The organism is Membranihabitans marinus, from assembly GCF_019802045.1.
GTDB lineage: Bacteria > Bacteroidota > Bacteroidia > Chitinophagales > Saprospiraceae > Membranihabitans > Membranihabitans marinus_A.
The window spans coordinates 42,668-62,183 of sequence record NZ_JAHVHU010000011.1; the positions used below are offsets into that span (position 1 = coordinate 42,668).

Consider the following 19,516-nt stretch of genomic DNA (forward strand, 5'->3'; position numbering starts at 1 on the left):
ATATTAAAATGGACCTCCAGATGTAATTGTTAATGCCCTTGGCCCTCCAGGATTTTCACCTCGATGCTCAAGATGTTCTCCTGGTTCATTATTGATTAAATCAAGAAGTTCTCCGGTTTCCCGATCAACCCAGTCGGGTGTAAGGTTTTCTGGAGTAGTGTCATGTGTATCCTGTTGCCACTCAATCATTATATTCCTTAAACTGCTTAACACTTCTTTGTATTCAGGTAAAGACGCCACATTTGCAATTTGATAGGGATCATCAATACAGTTAAATAATTCCTCATATGGTCGTGGAGTGATAAAAATATCTGCCTGTGCATCTGTAAGTTGACCTTTACCCTTTAGACGAATTAAGTCATCAAAAGAAGGACTTTTTATGGCGTCCATAGGTGGTGGGTTACTGAGCGAAGGTCTTCGATTGATAATATACATAAAACTATTCGTACGTACCATTCTCTCATGCGTTTCAAATCCATGCCAATTATGCTCGGCAAAAATATATGTTCTAAAATTTAATTGAGGCTTATTGAGAAGAGTTTTAAAACTTTTTCCTTGAAAACTTTTTGGTATATTGCCATCAGCGATATCAAGCAAAGTAGGTGCAATATCAATTACACTAACCATAGAGCTACTTTCAATACCAACGGAATCTATACCATCAACCCACTTAATAATGAGGGGTGTTTTGATGCCACTATCGTATAAACGAGTTTTACATCGTGGAAAAGCTCTCCCATTGTCGGAAATAATGATAATTACAGTATTATTCAAAACACCTTGTCGTTGAAGTTCTTTTTCCACCTCACCTACGTAAAAGTCAAATCGGGTGATTTCATCATAATATTTTGCTAAGTCCTGACGTGTCTCAGCAGTGTTAGCCAAAAAAGGTGGCGGGGTAATATTATCAGGATTATTGGATCCCCTAAATTGATTTGCCCCCCATTTACGATGAGGATCAGTTGAAGCAAACCACATAAAGAAAGGTTTATTCTTTGGCCTGTTTTTTAGAGTAGTAACCCAGTTAGACTCTCCACCAGGACCTATGTCATCTTTGTTGATGCTATCAAATACTACGTTATCTAAATGCCACTTACCAGCTTGTGCCGTGTAATAACCAGCTTTCTTCAATAACTCAGGAAGCACTGGCAACTCATCTGCAATACCTCCATTAAAAGTAAATTCGGGAAACCCAGTATTGTGAGGATATCTTCCGGTTATTATACTCGCACGACTTGGACTGCAAGAACTGGTTGTAAGATAAGCATTAGTAAATTTCAATCCCCCCTTGGCTATTCGATCAATATTTGGTGTCGCCACAATAGAATTCCCGTAACATCCGAGATCATTCCACCCAAGGTCGTCAGCAATTATCAGAACAATGTTCGGCTTTTCATTTGCAAATATTGATTTTGGAAAGAAAAAACAAAGCGAATTGATTATTATAACAAAAAAAAACGAAGGACTATTAACTCCTTTTATATAGTCATTTATCATAACATTATAAGTTAAATATTAGAATTACACATTCAGCTGATTTACACTATACACAATAATACCATACACACTAATCAGTCTACATATTATAATCAAGTTGTATTAATTAATTGACAAACCAATGGCATAGCCTCAGTATTAAATCACACCTTTTAGGAACTTTCAATACCCTGGATTCTGAACCAAAATGGATTCGCCATCTACTCCAACACTGAGATCAATTTGACCTTGAGGAATCGGAAAATACTCGTGTTTGCCGCGCACAAAATCTCCTTTAAGCCAATTATTATTAGGAGCTGTAATTTCATTTCCTTCTCTAATCATCAACCAATCAAACCGGGCTTCAATATCGAAATCCCGACCATCGTATCGTACCATATCAAAGAACCGGTGGTGCTCCATTGCTAACTCAAGTCTTCTCTCAAAAAATACTGCTTTTCGAGCATAGGACTTTCCTTTTTCGGCGAAATGACCGGAATAGAGACCTACCTTATAGTTTGCTGCCGGTTCATCAGAAAATCCTTCTAATGGTTCATCCGGATTTAAAAATTTTTTCACCCATCCATCCGGATTTGCGGCTCGGGCTCTGACTCGATTGACATACGCTTCTGCTTTATCTAAACTCCCAATTTCTACTTCACATTCTGCCGCCCATAATAATACATCGGCAAAGCGAATCAGATTATAGGGGTTATTTGTTGATCCACTTGTACCTCTATCGCTTTCAACTCTTGCTTTTTCAGCGATATTTTTGATCGCATTATAAGGTCCTGCATTAATTTGATTTCGCACCCATGCCTGGCCCGGATGGACTCCCCAGTCTCTATAAGGAATCCCTCTTCTTCCAACTGTCCAATCCAGCCTTGGGTCCAGAGTCCCTTGATACGGAGTAAAATCGTCGCTGGAACTTAGTCCATTATCATTTGTAATGGGAGAATCCTGATACGTATCGATTAAAGGCAATCCGGTTTCGGGATCGGTTTGGTATGCATCCACAAGGTCAAATGTTGGCCCCAACCATCCATAGCAACAGGTGGCGGGTCCACCATAGGTGCCATTATATTTATCTCTTGGGTTACCATTCCCATTCGTAGTACCATCATTAACTGACATCTGTGCCACGAACACCCCTTCTGAACCATTTTTCGTCCGGGCTATAAAATTGTGATTATATTCATCCAATAACTTATATTTCAGTCCATTGGATGTTTGTCCGTTAGCTATGATGTCATCCAGCAAAGACTGAGCTTCCGAAAATTTATTCTGGAACATATAGGTTTTAACGAGATAGGCTTTAGCAGCCCATTTATTGGCACGTCCCACCTCGCTTTTTGTCTCTGTTAAATTATCGGCTGCGAACTTAAAATCTGCTTCAATTCTTGGGTAAACATCTTCCGTGTTAGGTATTAAATAATTTCGTTTGCTGTATTCCACCGTTTCATCAATCCACGGCACATTCTGGTAATACTTAACAAGCTGCTCCAAATAAAAAACGCCTCGTAAGAATCGTGCTTCAGCTTCTACTTGTAATAATGCCTCTGGTGATGCACCTTTTACGTTGGGAATCATTTTCAAAACATCATTTGCCCGGTTCACTGCCGCATAACCAAATTGCCAATGTTCCTCTATCCGCTGATCAAATTTATTATATAAAAAAGCTGAATACTCTGTAGCACCAAACTCTGTTCCAGCATTGGTATCATCACCACCACGCAAATATGAATATCCCGTCCAAATACCGCCTCCTCTGGCTCCTCCACCATCCAGTAACGAGTATGCCCCAATCAATAATTTATTGATACCGGATTCATTGGCTAAAGTAGATTCACTGACGGATCCGAATGGTTCAATTTCCAAAAAACTTTCATTGCAGGAAACCAGCATTATTAATGTCAATCCTACTGAAACTAAAAGTTTATAATTGAGTGTCATAATTTGTATTTTTATCAGATTAATAGGAATGTTGTTAAAATGAAAGAGATAGTCCAAAATTCAAGCTCCTATAATTCGGGTAATTGCCTGAATCACTTTCAATACCAAAATTTTGTGTGGCACCACCCAATTCTGGATCTAACCCTGTGTACTTCGTAAATGTAAATAAATCAGCAATTTGGACATACACTCTTAAGTTTGATATACTTAAATTTTGAATTAAACTGTTTTTTATTGTATAACCCAACATAAGGGATTTAATTTTCAAAAAGGAACCATCCTCCACAAAAAATGAACTGGGAGCATCGGTTGTGCTGAATGATTTTGTAGTTTCAATTTTAGGAATATTTGTGTCGGTATTTTCTGGCGTCCATGCATTTAATAGATCATTGCTTTTATTCGATGGAGGATAAAAGGCTAAAAAATGGGTATACGCTTTGACTGTGTTGAATAGTTCATTACCCTGAGACCCATATAAAAAAGTAGAAAAATCGAAGTTTTTATATTCCATATTTAAACTAACCCCGTAAGTAAAATCAGGATTGGGACTACCGAGATGTGTCCTGTCATTGCCCGTTATCTCTCCGTCACCATCAATATCTGCATACCGAAAACGACCCGGTGCAGCACCATCCTGTACAGGAGCTTTCTCTACTTCCTCATCGCTATTAAATAGACCGATTACCTTATAGCCGTAAAATGAGCTTATTGGATGCCCTTCTTCATTTCGTACTGCGTTTCCGACGGTTTGAGAAATAGTTCCCATGTTACCTGCATAAAAGTAACCGGGCCCTGGAATACTTACGACTTTATTATTATAACTCGTAAAATTAACTCCAAAAGAATAATTAAACTCCGCCTCAGCTTTACTTCGGTATTGTGCATTTAGATCTATACCAGTATTTTGAATATCTCCAATATTGACCGCAGGGGCATTGGCTCCTCCAATAATTACAGCAGGAAGAGGCTCTGTGAATAATAGTCCATTGATAGATTTCTTATAATAATCAATGGAAAAATCAATTCTACCGGAAAAGGCTACCAAATCTATCCCGGCGTTGGTCACTACATTTTCTTCCCAACCTGTCACCCGGTTTCCGATACGGTTTACGGCAAATCCTTGCTCTATGGAATTGCCTGTTCCTTTGATATCGTAATCCGTAGTCGTCATACCACTACCAAATAAACTAAAGGCATTAACTGCACTCACATTATTCTGAGATCCCAATACACCTGTACTTGCCCGGATTTTAAGATCATCTAACCAGTTCATGGATTGTAGAAATGTTTCTTGAGATATTCTCCAACCGATGGAAACCGAAGGAAAAACACCATATCTTTTATTCGGACCAAATCTGGATGATCCATCTCTTCGCAAGGTCCCCGACAATAAATACTTATTGTCAAATGTATAATCCAGTCTTGAAAAAAGTGAAAATAAGCTGTTGGAACTTATATAACTACCATTGGATACAGCACCTGCTCCATTTCCCAAAATCAGGAAATTGAAATCATTCGAAAAGAATTTTGTCCTATATGCATTCTGCCCACGACCAGAATATTTAATGGCCTCAGAACCTATAAGTGCATCAATATGATGTACACCAAAATCTCTTTTGTAATTTATTGTGTTGGTAAACGTCATGGTACTCCCAAATCCACTACTCACACCAAGCCTGTTATCGTTGGTGTTGGTTTGGAGGCCTTCAACTGGCGTGTGATAGAAACTCTGTTCGTATGAATTTGAAATATTATACCCCAAACTACTCCGCAGTGTAAAATCATCCAATAGTTCAACTTCTCCAAACACATTTCCAACAATAAACCATGATTTATCAATATCATTGTTCTTCCGATTCTGAGCTGCAACTACATTATCACCAGATCCTAATTCAGGCCCCCCGAAAGTGCCACCCCAATTACCTTGGATATCGTGTAAAGGAATTATTGGTTCCATATTAATTACGCCATTGATAATTCTTGGTGCAGCTGACTGAAAATCTCGATGAAAAACATTTAAATTTTCACCAATGCGTATATTATCCCCTATCTTGAACTCCGTATTAATTCGAGCTGAATAGTTTTGAAGTTGATTCTCAACCATGGTTCCTTTTTGGTCGATATATCCAAGAGAAAAAAGATATTTAGAATGATCAGTTCCTCCACTGGCAGATAGATTGTGTTCCATATTCGGGGCTTTTTTAAACAATTCACTATACCAATCAGTACCTTCCTTGTTCAATTTCTGAATGATATAATTGCCTCCAGTATTTGGAGATTCCCAGAAATACAAAGAAGGGTCTACTGCTGGATCACCTTGCATAGCAACACCTGCTCCCCCAGGACCTCTATACATGTAGTCGGGCATCTTACCACCCGGAAATTTTGCGTTTCCAGGAAAAGCTTTATTATACACCGTCATATAATCTTCTGACATCAACAGATTGAATGGGTTTTCCCCAAAAGGGTATTGAATCCCATATGAGGCATCATAAGAGACAACAGGGGCTCCAGTTTTCCCTTTTTTAGTTGTAACCAAAATCACACCATTTGCGCCTCTCACACCATATATGGAAGAAGCTCCAGCATCTTTGAGTACCTGAATGGACTCTATATCTTTGGGACTAATATGATTCAAATTTTGCTCAATACCATCTACTATTACCAGCGGCTGGGTATTTCCAAAATTAGTCACACCTCTTACTAGAATTTTACTTGAAGACCCCGGTGATCCGGAAGTAATAACCGTTACTCCTGAGGCCACTCCCTGAAGTGCTTGTTCTGCAGAACGAGAAGGTGGAGCCTTCCTCAATGCATCAGCATCAACAACAGAAACTGAACCTGTAAGATCTCGCTTCTTTTTAGTACCATATCCTACGACTACCACTTCATCCAGAGTCTGAGCATCAGCAGACATGGCAACGTTGAGAACGTTTTCTGAAGTAAGCGGAATCTCCGCCGTTGCATAACCGATGTATGAAAATACCAATACATCCTCTGGGTTTCCGTCTATACTAAATTCACCTTCCAGATTTGTTGTAGTCCCCTGGCCAGTATTCCGGTTAAGAATATTGACCCCGATCAAAGGTTCCTGACTGAGGCTATCGTAAACCTGACCAGTGATCGTCCAAGAATTTTGTGCGTGTAAGGCACTCAGGCTGCCAGCCAGAAATAAAGTTCCACAAAAGATCCGGAGGAAGAAGCAGGTATTTTTCATAACAATATGATGATTAAGTCAGGATTTAAAAACTCATTTAAAGATAGTGAAATATACACATTAATAATTTTTTCGTACGTAAATATAAGCATATTTTGTATACATTTCCAAATAATATAAAAATTATTTTGGATGTAGATATAGTTATACGTTTTCACAACAACATTTATAATTAGGTCTCATTTTATTTATCCTTGATAATCAATAAATTACCCAGAAGACAATAAGCCCACATTGAAGTTAAAACATCATTCTTCTAAAGCTGAAAAAATTCAAAAACTATTGGAAACTACAATCATATTCAATTCCAGTAGCCAAAGCACCAAAGGTTAGATATTATCTGGCAGCTACAGATATTCCCAAAGGGATGCCGCTGATATAATCTGTGGCAATCAGGTGTATACATTCAAATGAGAGCCATCGGTTCCACCCATTTTTTGGCACGATCCTTCGACAGTTTCACCATCTATGGCCTATATATGAGTCGAGACGTCTCATTCCCTAATCCTGAAGTTTAGACTATTTTTTGAAATCTATAATTATCAGATATGACTTCACGTATACATTTAACCAGCAATTCGTTATACGGCTAAGGGGCACCTACCCTATAATATGCCCCCTTCCGCTAAGTGATCAATACATCGTGGATATAATGGCATTCCAGGATTTAGAAGGATACCCGTGAGCATACTCTGAAAAGTCTGATTTGCGTAAAAACGTAAAAGATACCCCAGTCTCGTCTCGCCAAGAGTTTTGACGAGACGAGATGCCGGAGTTAAAAGCGACATAATATTATAGGGCTTTAGCCCCATAATCGATTGACAATAAGAACTAAAACCCGAATATGAGGATGTGCACGGCACCCCGGCCTGACCGCGTGCGTTGAAGCTTTAGCGGTGGCGCAAGACCGGGGTTACATCAAAACCTTGTTTTCTCACAGTCTGTGAAGCACCGGGGATACAATTTTGACACATGTCTTTCTGGAATGGACATACCCGCAGTACAGCAAAAAGCTGAGTTATTTACTCCATATTTAATGCCGCCATCTCGCCCCGGTACAAATGGGCTTTTAATGCTTTTTTACCAGCCTTAAAATCACGCTCCCGGATGGCTTCAAGAATCCGCCTGTGTTCCTTATCGGTCAACTCATAATCGTCCATATGTGAATACACCTCCTCGAGCTTAAGATGAAAAAGTGGAATATTGCTCGAATGATAGGCCTCCATCAACCGCTCATTGCGAGAAAACAACAAGATGGATTCGTGAAACTTCATATCGGCCTCACACGCCCCGTTCAGGTAACCGCCTTCGACCATATTGGTAAAGTCATCGCAAATCTTTTCCAATACCGCCACTTCTTCATCCGTGATTTTTTCAATGGCCAGCCGAAGCGCACCTACTTCCAGTATTTCCCGGATCTCCCGGATTTCACGTACATTATCGGCCGTGATGGACTTGACATAGTATCCGCCCCGCTCTCCCATCACCAAAAGATGCTCTCCCAATAAACGCGTCAACGCCTCCCGCACAGCGGTCCGGCTGACATCCATCTTGCGGGCCCAGTCCCCCTCGATCAACCGCGTCCCCGAAGGGATCTGGTGCGAAAGGATCTTTTTTCGGACTTCTAAATAAACCGTGTAGGATAAAGAATCTGGCTTCATGCACTAAATTTTGTATACAAAAATACGAATAATTTACATTAGATACCAGACAACCTGAGATTTTGAGCATTTTGAATTCTATAAATTTGAGGTCTTCATGTCGTTGGCAGATCTATTCGGCGCACGGTCGTGCGGTTCCACTACCTCACTCACACTCACACTCACACTCACACTCACACTCACACTCACACTCACACTCACACTCACACTCACACTCACACTCACACTCACTCACGCACCCATCCCCGGATCGCTTATGCTGTCACGACCGGTCTCCATCCGTCCCGCAAACCGATGCAAGAACCCTTCCCGGGTGTGTACCGTAAAATCATACCAGCTGCCACTTTCTTTCAAATTCCAATGGTGGGAAAAGTGTTTGGATGATTTTAGGGTTCCCACCGCCACCGGTGGGTAATCATAAGCATTTGCGGTGATAGCTCCATGTGTGGTGTCATCCCCTGTATTTTTTATTTTCACCCGGAGATTATTTTGCTTTTCAAGGTATTCGATCTCCGTGGTCAAAGGTAAAACAGCGGCGCTCCCTTTCACTTTATGAAAGTAGCCATTGGGACCATACACCTCCAGGTCATATGATCCGTCCGCACCAAAAACAGCCCAGTCATCAGCCAACTCTTTGCCCGCTTCGACGGTGTATCGTCTGGGAATCTGGTCCAGTCGATGCAGGTCATACACATGAAAAACCGCACCGGCCTGACCGGAATTTTGGAAGTTTATACCCACCTTTTTTGCATTTGAAAAGTCAAATTCCACATTCAACCGATACGGCAACGCCCGCGAGTACCTGGTTCCCTTTTCCTGATACAACGGTTTCGGCTGATCCGGCGGGCTTGCGGTCGGCAGTTTCTTCGAAGCTTCATCTTTGGATGCGTAATCACTGGTCTGGGGCATTTTAGGAAAATGTGGATCGTTGGGGTTTACAAAATCAAACGCCGACACCAGATCACTGGAGACCGCCCGGTGCCACGGACTTATAGCGGGCAGATGAACGCCAAACCGTTTTTCTATAAACTGCCCCACCGAGGTATGGTCTGCCACCTCCGAGTGCACCCACCCGCCCTTGGACCAGGGTGAAATAATATACAAAGGTACGCGAGGACCAAAGCCCCAGGGTCGCACCCGTCCCGATATCGTATCCCGCTCATCCAGATAATCCCGGCGTGCCTCATCATCGCCCTTCTTACTCTTGTCCGTATCGTCTGCCGGTGGTGGCGGACCGGCATCAAAGTACATGCCTTCCAGATCCAAGGTGGATTTCCCGGCCAAATTCCCTGCTGCATCATAGGACGGAACCGCCGGAGCCGGGAGATGGTCAAACAAGCCATCATTCTCATCAAAACTCAGGAAAAATATCGTTTTCGCCCACACGTCCGGGTTGGTCGTCAGTGCCTCCAGCACTTGATGGGTAAAATCCGCCCCCCGATAGGGACTGGATGGTGCACCGGGGTGTTCGGAATCATCTTGGGCCGGCAAGACCCAGCTCACCTGTGGAAGCGTCCCTTTTTCCACATGACTTCGAAGATCATCTAGACTCCAGTGGGACATGCCGTTCTCATAAATGGATGAACCGGGTTTTGCATTGCGAAAACTTTCAAAAGCCAGGCAACCGTGCATGGCCCCGGTCCAGTTGTCGTTCGGGTCCTGATAAATCCGCCAGCTTACACCCGCTTCTTCGAGCACATCGGGAATGGTCGGCCATGTGAAGGCATTTCCCTGATAGGTGTAGCCCGGCTCGGGCATTTCTCCCTTAATCCAACAGCGGAGGTTGACCGGCTCCGAGTCCTGGTCCGTGCCATTGAGACCGGCGGCCCGGCGCTCAGGATCAAAGTTGGAGCCGGAGAAGAACACAATCCGGTTTGGATCAGTACCGGTCGCCACCGAACAATGGTGGGCATCGGATATCGTGAACGATTCTGCCAGCGCATATTGAAACGGAATCTCAGCACGCGTGTAATAAGCCATCGAATAAGGGGTCTTAAAGAGCGGCCAATAACCATATTTGCCCTGATTCCAAGCGGCTTGCATATCAGGAAAATTGTGCGGTGTCCCTTTGATCAGCGCGGCATTCGTCGCATTTTTATCGGCATGATAGGGCGGAACCACTTCTTTGCCGTCGGACTGATGAAAGACCCGGCGACCACTTTCGAGCGGGATGGGAAACCGGTCACCAAAACCACGCACCCCTTTCATCGTCCCAAAATAATGATCAAAGGATCGGTTTTCCTGCATCAGAATCACAATGTGCTCTACATCCTCGATCGTCCCTTTGGTATTGTTCGCCTGAACCGAAAGCGCTTTCTGAATCAAGTCGGGCCAGGCCATCGCGACAGCTCCCGATTTTGTGGTAAGAGCAATAAATTTTCTCCGGTCTATTTTTGACATGATCTTGCTATTTTGCTGTACAAATTAATAAAAATAATCAACAGCTTCGCTAATCCGTTTTTTCCCACCCCGCTGTCCCCCGATTAAAATCCACCTGGACCTGGTCGATTCACTTCTTCCAGCAGCCGGGATAAGTGCAAACTTGCGACACCGCATTGAATCTGAAGACGGATTAAACATTTACTATCACAGATTGCAAGTAAATCACTAGTTTATACATCACAATAATATTTTATTTGTGAACTATAAAAGCGGGATTGATCCAGCCCCATTGAAAGGGCATACCAATCAGGACGGTATCTGCTACAGATCTGTCCATAAAATGGAATACAGTGCATCCGTAAATACCGGAAATTCAATTAATTTTCATTTAAAAAGTAAAACCATGTTGTCATTTCGTGCCCACCCCCTCTGCAATGTGTTCGTAGGTTGCATTCTGTTCTTCACATTGAGTTGTCAAAACGATCACCCCATGGAGCAGACTGAACTCACCATAAGCGATGTGATCAGCGATGCGGTCACCACGATCTACAGCGAAGGCAGAGAAGCCGAATTTGCCAATTACACCCAGGAAGATGTTCTTCAAGAATTTAACGACGAAGAAAAAATGGTTTTAGCCAGTAAATACTGGGTTTTTGACATCAATCAGAAGTCCGAAGTCTACGTATGCCGAAGCGTCGATCAGGACGAACTACCTTTTTGGATTCCGGAAACGGGTTTTCAGAAAACGGACATGCAGGTCAAAAACAAATTCAACACCTACGAAGTATGGAAAAAGACCTATCCGGCCGGCCGGGTAGAACTGGGCATCAATGGATTTGATCGACACAACCGGGTGTATTTTACCATTATCAGACCACTGGAGAATCAACAACCATTGGTCGTTGAGCCCGTATATCCGACACACCAGATCATCACGCCCTTCCATAAAGGCAGCTACACGTATTTTGACTGGGACGAACTGGTTATCACCGAATTACCGGACGAACTGACCGGAGCCACCTTGCTGGTCACGAACCGGGGTCGATCGCGGGAAGCTCATTTGATGCAGGATGCATTCCGTACCACGGATTTCCCATCGTCGGACACCATTGATCAAATCCTACTCACCTGGTCCAGTGATCCAAAAACCACAATGGATATTGGCTGGCGTACTTCTACTGACGAAAAAGAAAGCACCCTTCGGTACTGGACACCTGGTAGTACAGACACCGCAGTGATCAATGGACAACTAACGGTCCTGGAGGATCGAATGCTGGCCAACGACCGGTTCAATCACCGCTTCCGATCTCAGCTGACGGATCTTAAACCGGGCATCACCTACCAATACCAGCTCTCCACACCCACACACACTTCCAGGACCTACGAATTCATGACGGACGATGGCGGAGATGCCTTTGAGTTTGGTTGGTTTGGGGATGTCCACAGCGATCCGGACTGGGGAAAATTAGTGCAGAAGGGTGATTCTCTGTTTCCCAACATCCGGTTTTATATTCAATCCGGCGACAATGTCAATACAGGGCTGTTTCGGGACGACTGGGATAAAACCATCGGCTATTCTGGCGATGTATTTCGATCAAAACCCTATATGGCGACCCCGGGTAATCACGATGCTCAGGAGGGGCTCCCTCCTACTCGATATTTGGAATATTTGAAGTACCCCCACAACGGTCCGGCAGGAAAGCAGCCGGGGCTGACTTACACTTTCACGTATGGCAATACGCAATTTTTCATGATGGATTGTGTGAGCATTCCAGTGGAAGAACAGGCAGATTGGCTGGAACAGGAGTTAAAAGATTCCGATGCAACATTTAAAATTGCAGCATTTCACTTTTCACCTTTTACGCCCCATGAAGATTACAGCGACATTAAAGAATCCTGGGTGCCTTTGTTTGAAAAATATGGGTTGGACCTGGTTCTGACGGGGCATTTCCATTATTACCAGCGAACCAAAGCCTACGGGGCGGATCTGAATGAAACAGGAACGCCGACCTACATCATGTCAGTGGGTACTACCTACAAAAACAAAGAGCGGACAACACCCCAGGCCCATGAAGTGGTGTATTTTAGGAATCATATGTTTCCACACATCACAGTTGATGGGAACCGGTTGGAAATTGTGACGTACGACCGCCATTTTGAAGAGCTGGACCGGTATGTGATCGAAAAATAGCGCTCTGTTTCATGAATCTTTCCGTTTTAAGTAGGTGTTCAACATAGATATTGATCATTTCAATTTACGGAGCAGGCGCCCCATGTCATCCTATTGGATGATGCACCAGGTCAATTGTTCAATTATAGAGCTGACCGGAATTACTTATATATTCTCATTCTCACCGTTGGGGAAACCCAACAAAAAAATCATTCTGGAATAAATTTGCAAGTTAATTCGCATCCGTTATTACAATCTACCTGATCAGTAATTGATCAGGCTTCCAATGCTTTTCGAGCAAATGTGGCACATTTCCTCACCTCTTGGACAGCGTCTGAGTTCGCCGGGATTTTATATTCCAATTCGATGCTGACGGGGATTTTATATTTTTTATCCCGGAGCAGCTGAAGAACTTCCACGATGGGGGTATCCCCTTCGCCCCACGGCAGATTCTTGGCTCCATTTTTCTTGGATTGTCGGTCTTTCAAGTGCATGGAGGTGATCCGATCGTGATGGGCATCGATAAATGCGAGTAGCGATTGTTTAGTGTTTTTACCACCGGCCGCGATGTAATGGCCAATGTCCAGGTTAATCGTATTGTAGGGAGATTGACTCAGGGCTTCATCCCAAACCGTGTCAGTTGCCTGCGTATGCGTATGATACCCAACATGCATTTTATGTTTGGCGGCCAGCGCACCCAATCGTTTGGATTGGACCGGATCGCGGGGCAATTCCACCGTTACAGACTGTGCTCCTAGAGCTTTACCAGCGCGCATAGCATATTCAATTTCTGCATCAGTATTTTTATTACCCAATGCACTGGGCTTGAAGGCATAGATATCCACGCCTGCTTTTCGAAACATCTTCCGGACTTCCTTGTATTTATCCATCGACACGTTGGCCCGCCAGGCTGCTATCTGGTCTTTATCGGCTGGTATTCCCGCGTATCTCTCCACGGCACCGCCCATCAATTCCACGGCACTGATCCCGCTGTCCACTACGTATTTCAAAAGCTGATGGATATCGTGCGGCATGCTTCGGTACGAATAGGTGATGACACCCACTTGCACACCAGCGTATTTTGAGTTGGGTTTTTTCTTCATAGGTAAACCATCGGTCCATAAGGGCGCCGGCGTACACAGCAGTCCGGCAACGCCGAGTGTAGTTTGCTGTAAAAACAAACGGCGGGAGGCCTTCTTGGTCATGGGTTGATTCTTATCCATGTATCGGAATTTTAATGCGTAAAATGAACTTGGACAAATATATCAAAAAAAATCAGTTTGTTCGGTCAAATAGCAGCCTCCACCTATCGAACCTGATTTACTATCCAATCGGTCACCGTTTCCAACACAATGGGTGCTATGGTTTCGGTGGATTCTCCATATTCATTCATGAGTCCGGTGGTGGCATGCTGGAACAGGTGATTCAGTTCCGGATAAATTTTTGTCGCCACCCGGGTGTTGCCCGCTTTCTTTAAAGCCCTTTTGATGGCGTCGATGTTCTCTTCAGCGGGAACCTGAAGGTCCTTTCCCCCACCGATCGCCAAGACCGGTGCCCGAACGTTTTCCAAATACCGGGTGGGGTCATTGCTCAGAAAATATCGAAACCAGGGGCTCATCAATTGATCCGCCTGACTTTCAGCTGCAGTCAAGCGCTGTTCTTTCGGTGTGGATTCGGGCATGCCGGAAGCCAATAGTTGGATCAGTGAATCACGAACGGAAGGTGACCGGTCCTCCTGCAACAGAATATCATAAATCCGACGATTGATTTCCGAGGCCGTTTCCATCTGTTCTTGGGAGGCTCCCGACGCTTCGGCGATGAGTGCGGATTGATCCATCAGGATCTCGCGGCCATCTACACCCGGCGCTGCCAACAGCACGACAAAAGCTATGTTTTGATCCTCGGCAGCGACCATCGAAGCAACAATTCCCCCTTCGCTGTGGCCGAGTAATCCGATCTTATCCGAATTAATATCACTTCTCTTTTGCAGGAACGACACAGCTGCTGCCGCATCCGTTGCAAAGTCTGCGGTGGTACCGGCACTGAAGTCACCTTCGGACGCTGCCGTCCCCCGATCGTCATAGCGCAGTACGGCGATCCCTTTGCGGGTCAGATCATCGGAAAGCACCCAAAACGGTTTATGCCCCATGATGGTCTCATCGCGGTCCTGGGGTCCGCTCCCGGAGATCAGCACCACAGCTGGAAAAGGGCCGTCCCCGGCGGGACGCGTCAACGTGCCGGCCAACCGGATCCCATCGGCCTTTGCATTCGAAAAGGTAACCTCTTCGGACGCGTAGGGAAATCGCGGCGTCGGATGCTGGGGTCGCTGCAACACTTTTTCCTTCACCGCTCCTTTGTGAAGCGTCAGTGGTATGGACATACCGCTTTGCTGAAACGTGCCCCGGATGGAATCATTTTCCAGCAATTTGCCATCGTATAGAATGGCGCCGTGAGCTAATTCAACATGAAGCTGCTGGTTCTCAAAAGTAATTTTGGTAGCCGGAATACCCGTTGCATTTTGATCCGGGCTATCCAGCACAGCTGTATACACCCCGGCGGAATCCTGGATGTGCAGCACCAGGGTTAGTTCGCCGACGGGTGTCTTGAGTTCACCACTCCAGGAACCCTGAAGCTGCTGAGCCGACAGAATCGTCAGAAAAGAAAACAGAATTACGTTGAGTAAACATAGCTTTTTCATCGACAGAGTGTTTTTATAGTCACTGGATCAAAATACCTTCTAAATATAAATAAAAATGGCTCGTTCTGATTCAAATGGAGAGGCATTTTTTCTTGCAATTTTTAAGATACGGTTGTGTCAATTTCTAATTATCTATGGTGACCCGAAGATCACGCAGATCACGCAGATTAACGCAGAATTAGTCCCGCTCCCGCATGGCGGGACAGGTCTTGCAGGATGGTAGCACAGCTATATCCTGATGCTTTCAGACATATGGTTGGCTGTAATTCCCAGGCAGGAAGATATTTTTAGTTATCTTATCCTCAAAATATACCCACCATGGAAATCAAAATATCAGGAGATGATCCAAAACTCTTAAAACAAGTAGAAGAATTAGCAAAAAACCTGGGATTGAAAATTACGAAATCAGATATAGACCAAGAAGCCATTAAAAATAATAAAATGGCATTGAATGCGCTTCAAAATCTTGCAAAATCTAAAGCTTTTAAAGATATTAAAGATCCAGTTTCCTGGCAAAGAGAAGTCAGAAAAGACAGAGAAATTGGTTGGACTTAATCAAATTCCTGGACTTGGTTTGATTCAGATTTTTTTTGACCAAATCTATATGAGAAATAGACAGAGCCCAGATAAAAAGCACCACCAAGTATTTTGAGAACTAAATGACGCAAAATTATGAAAAAAGACCTTCTCTTTTTCGAAACTCCTGAAACCTTCCGGGAATGGCTGGCTCAAAATCATAATCAAAAAGAAGTGCAATGGGTCGGTTATTATAAAGTCGATAGTGGCAATAATGACTTTTTCAATCGACATAAATGAGTATATTTGTCAATTGCAAAAGACACTATCATGGACATATTGTATACTTATCAAGACAGTTTACTGAAAATGGTCAGTTCTCAGTTTCATCGATATCTCTATTATGAGATTGATTGGACTCTGAGAATGATTGGAATACGCGGCCAGAGAGGAGTAGGGAAAAGCACCCTGGTCCTACAATACATTAAAGAAAATAAGTTGCATCAAGATGGAAATGGTTTGTATATTACCATGGATCATCCATACTTTTATCATCATCCCTTGTTCGACACCATTCATGAGTTTTACAAAATCGGAGGTCGGTACATTTTTATTGATGAAATACATAAATATCCCCGCTGGTCCAATGAGTTGAAGGTCATTTATGATGGCCACCCTGATTTGAAAATCGTATTTACTTCATCATCGGCCCTGGAGATTTTCAAGGGAAGCGCAGATCTAAGCAGAAGAGTGATCCTATATGACATGCACGGACTTTCTTTCAGAGAATATATCAATCTCACCGAGACTAATGAATTGACAACCATCGACTGGCCCTCCATTTCAAGCCATCCCCAGCCCTTCATTGAACAAATTAAAACTGATTCCCCTATCCTCAGATTGTTTCAGGAATATTTACAAGTAGGCTATTTCCCAATGATATCCGAATATGATCCAAAACAGATCCCCATTTTTTTAAATCAGATTATCAATACGGTTATTGATTCTGATTTAAGCCACATTAAGGACTACAGTTCGGGGACTGCGCAAAAAATCAAAAAACTGATCGGTGTCATTGCAGAATCGGTCCCATTTAAACCAAATATATCCGCTCTGGCCCATAAATTGGAAGCGAGCCGGGATTCTGTATATACTTGGTTACATGATCTGGAGCAAGGCAAATTAATAAATACGCTACGAACAAAAGGAAAAGGAGTAGCTACCTTGCAAAAACCGGATAAAATCTACCTCGAAAATACAAATCTCATCTATGCATTAAGACCACATAATGAAATGGGCAATATCAGGGAAACGTTTCTATTGAATCAGTTAATCAACAGCGGGCTGTCCGTCAGTCTGCCAAAAAGTGGTGATTTTTTTGTAAATGGAAAGGCTATCGAAGTTGGAGGTAAAAACAAATCCAGTAAACAAGTCAGCTCCTTTTCAGATTTTTTAGTAGCGAAAGATAACACACTGAGTGCTTACAAAAACAGTGCACCTCTTTGGCTGTTCGGATTTTTGTATTAACATTGATCTAATGTCCCTCAGCGCCATTCACCCAGCCTATGACCAGGGCTGTAAGGGCACGGTGTGGCAGTTTCATGGGACTAAGTAGGTGCCACGAAAACGCGAATTTTATATCGGCAGTAGCAAGTAGTAACGACGCGATTTAGCCGTCGACAAAAGCACTAATCATCTTGACAGTGGTCGATATATTTTTTGGTGCTTCTATTTTTCGTTGTGACCGGTGGTCGGTGATCACTGTAGGAGCCGGGATCAGGAGTGGGGATATCCAAACATAAACCCTCGATACTACTTTAAACACCCACATCAATATCCAAACCCACATCTGCTTTCGTGAATTGCCTGCCTTAGTTTATTAACAGGAGGTAAACTTTCAAAATTTTATCTTTATCCGGTATTCGCAGCGATTTGAGCAAGCTGTTCGTGGATCAGTTGGTTGTGAATTGCTTTCACAAAGGGATCTTTATCCTGGAATATGGATTTGCAAGCCGTGTTAAAGGTTGAGCGTGGGGGATTGTAAAGCCATTCTCAACTGCAGACGATTTTATAAACTCCACAATAGACACCTGGTGTGAATTGACTCCCTACCTCGTAACGGGAGGTAAACTTTCAGAAAGGTATCTTTATCTGGAATTAGCAATACCTGGGAGGCGGGAGCTCTTGCTCCCGGAAGTGGAGCAGCAGATTTGACAGATCTTTGAGATCTGTTAAATCTCACGCCAGCCACTCTTTCATCTTAATCAATCTAAAGTCATGGAAAAAAATTACACTGCAATCATTCGAATCATCCTTGAACCATAAAAATAAAGACCCTTGAGCCAGATTAATTTAATAGTACAATGGATAGCAATCAAACTCATTCATTACAATAATAAATAAAGACTCTCTTCATAAAGACCGACATTATGTGATAATTTGATATCTTTAAGCAAACCAATAGTTCAATCATTCGTAAGCTCCAATTACTCCCCAATGAAACGAACAGAAAAACAAATTATCAACTGTTTTAAATCTTTAAACTTGTTGTCTCGAGGTTCCACGATGAATGATCTCGCAGTACGACTGAATGTATCTACGAGGACGGCTTATAGGTATTTGACGGTCCTAAAAAATGCCGGATTTCTATTTGAAGAAATTGGAGATCATACCTATAAATTAATCCAAGCGAAAAGAGACAAGCACATTAGCATCAGCTTCACTCAACAGGAGGTCGAGTATATCACAAGCCGGATAACGGAGAACGCCCCTGCTTACAAGTCGATCTATGACAAGCTGTACATTCACTCTGACATTTTACAACTCCCAAACAAAGTATTGGCTGCAGACTTCGGCCGAACCATTCGAATGCTGGATCGTGCTATACGCGCTAAAAAACGGGTAACCCTGGTAGGGTATTCTTCTGCACATAGCAATGATAAGGACAATTATAAGGTCGAACCCATCCAACTGGAAGACAATTATCAGCGATTGTATGCCTATGATTTGAAGGCTAAAAAGGTTCATCAATATAAAACCGAGCGAATAGAAAAAGTCGAACTTCTAAATGAAAGCCAGTGGTTCACTCAGGATTATTCAGATAAAATTGAAACCGATTGTTTTGGTTGGATGATCGAAGATACTACTTGGGATATTGAACTCGAGATGAGTCGGGGGGCCTATCATATCATCAAGGAAGAAAACCCCGGAATAGCGCAATTCTCATCCGAGCTTTCTGACAACCGTTTTTTATTGCAGGCCACCGTGGCAAATCTTCTACCCGTCACCTCCATAATACTTCGGTTACCGGGTGAGATCCGGGTGATTAGGCCCAAAGTAATCGAAGCGGAAGCCGCCAAAAGATTACAGAAACTGGACTTTTTAGAAAAATATTATACCCCATTGACGTAAGTTGACAATGGGCGGGGGTATGTTTAGGGTTG

12 protein-coding genes are annotated in these 19,516 nt (G+C 43.2%); 5 read left to right on the plus strand and 7 right to left on the minus strand.

Features of this window, described 5'->3' with window-relative positions:
• Window positions 1-3: 3 nt before the first annotated feature.
• From KUV50_RS12460 to KUV50_RS12480, 5 genes are all read right to left on the minus strand, one after another.
• Window positions 4-1,497: a sulfatase gene (locus KUV50_RS12460; RefSeq protein WP_222580492.1), complete on the minus strand. Its 1,494-nt coding sequence runs from the start codon at window positions 1,495-1,497 to the stop codon at window positions 4-6.
• A gap of 162 nt (window positions 1,498-1,659) precedes the next feature.
• A complete protein-coding gene (locus KUV50_RS12465; RefSeq protein WP_222580493.1) occupies window positions 1,660-3,429 on the minus strand; it encodes a RagB/SusD family nutrient uptake outer membrane protein in 1,770 nt (589 codons plus the stop codon).
• 34 nt (window positions 3,430-3,463) lie between these two features.
• On the minus strand, window positions 3,464-6,646 hold the full coding sequence (locus tag KUV50_RS12470; protein WP_222580494.1) for a SusC/RagA family TonB-linked outer membrane protein: 3,183 nt from the start codon (window positions 6,644-6,646) through the stop codon (window positions 3,464-3,466).
• A 1,022-nt stretch (window positions 6,647-7,668) separates the two neighbouring features.
• Entirely contained in the window at window positions 7,669-8,307 is a 639-nt protein-coding gene (locus KUV50_RS12475; RefSeq protein ID WP_222580495.1) for a GntR family transcriptional regulator, read from the minus strand.
• A gap of 231 nt (window positions 8,308-8,538) precedes the next feature.
• Window positions 8,539-10,707 carry a phosphocholine-specific phospholipase C gene (locus KUV50_RS12480; protein ID WP_222580496.1) on the minus strand — a complete coding sequence of 723 codons (2,169 nt, stop codon included), beginning with the start codon at window positions 10,705-10,707 and terminating at the stop codon, window positions 8,539-8,541.
• A gap of 238 nt (window positions 10,708-10,945) precedes the next feature.
• Here KUV50_RS12480 and KUV50_RS19605 point away from each other — a divergent pair, with 238 nt between their 5' ends.
• Entirely contained in the window at window positions 10,946-12,880 is a 1,935-nt protein-coding gene (locus KUV50_RS19605; protein ID WP_222580497.1) for a purple acid phosphatase family protein, read from the plus strand.
• Between the two features lie 254 nt (window positions 12,881-13,134).
• Here KUV50_RS19605 and KUV50_RS12490 read toward each other — a convergent pair whose 3' ends face one another.
• A complete protein-coding gene (locus tag KUV50_RS12490) occupies window positions 13,135-14,082 on the minus strand; it encodes a sugar phosphate isomerase/epimerase family protein (RefSeq protein ID WP_261395180.1) in 948 nt (315 codons plus the stop codon).
• Window positions 14,083-14,165: 83 nt separating this feature from the next.
• The gene (locus KUV50_RS12495; RefSeq protein ID WP_222580498.1) at window positions 14,166-15,557 is read right to left on the minus strand and encodes an alpha/beta hydrolase family protein; all 1,392 of its coding nucleotides are present in this window, start codon (window positions 15,555-15,557) and stop codon (window positions 14,166-14,168) included.
• 318 nt (window positions 15,558-15,875) lie between these two features.
• On the opposite strand from KUV50_RS12495, the gene KUV50_RS12500 reads away from it, so the two are divergent.
• The 4 genes from KUV50_RS12500 (at window position 15,876) to KUV50_RS12515 (ending at window position 19,484) form a co-directional block, all read left to right on the plus strand.
• Complete coding sequence (locus tag KUV50_RS12500; protein WP_222580499.1) at window positions 15,876-16,112, plus strand: hypothetical protein; 237 nt, start codon at window positions 15,876-15,878, stop codon at window positions 16,110-16,112.
• Between the two features lie 117 nt (window positions 16,113-16,229).
• A complete protein-coding gene (locus KUV50_RS12505) occupies window positions 16,230-16,373 on the plus strand; it encodes a hypothetical protein (protein WP_222580500.1) in 144 nt (47 codons plus the stop codon).
• Between the two features lie 30 nt (window positions 16,374-16,403).
• On the plus strand, window positions 16,404-17,600 hold the full coding sequence (locus tag KUV50_RS12510; protein WP_222580501.1) for an ATP-binding protein: 1,197 nt from the start codon (window positions 16,404-16,406) through the stop codon (window positions 17,598-17,600).
• Window positions 17,601-18,569: 969 nt separating this feature from the next.
• Complete coding sequence (locus KUV50_RS12515) at window positions 18,570-19,484, plus strand: helix-turn-helix transcriptional regulator (RefSeq protein ID WP_222580502.1); 915 nt, start codon at window positions 18,570-18,572, stop codon at window positions 19,482-19,484.
• The last annotated feature ends 32 nt before the right edge of the window (window positions 19,485-19,516 follow it).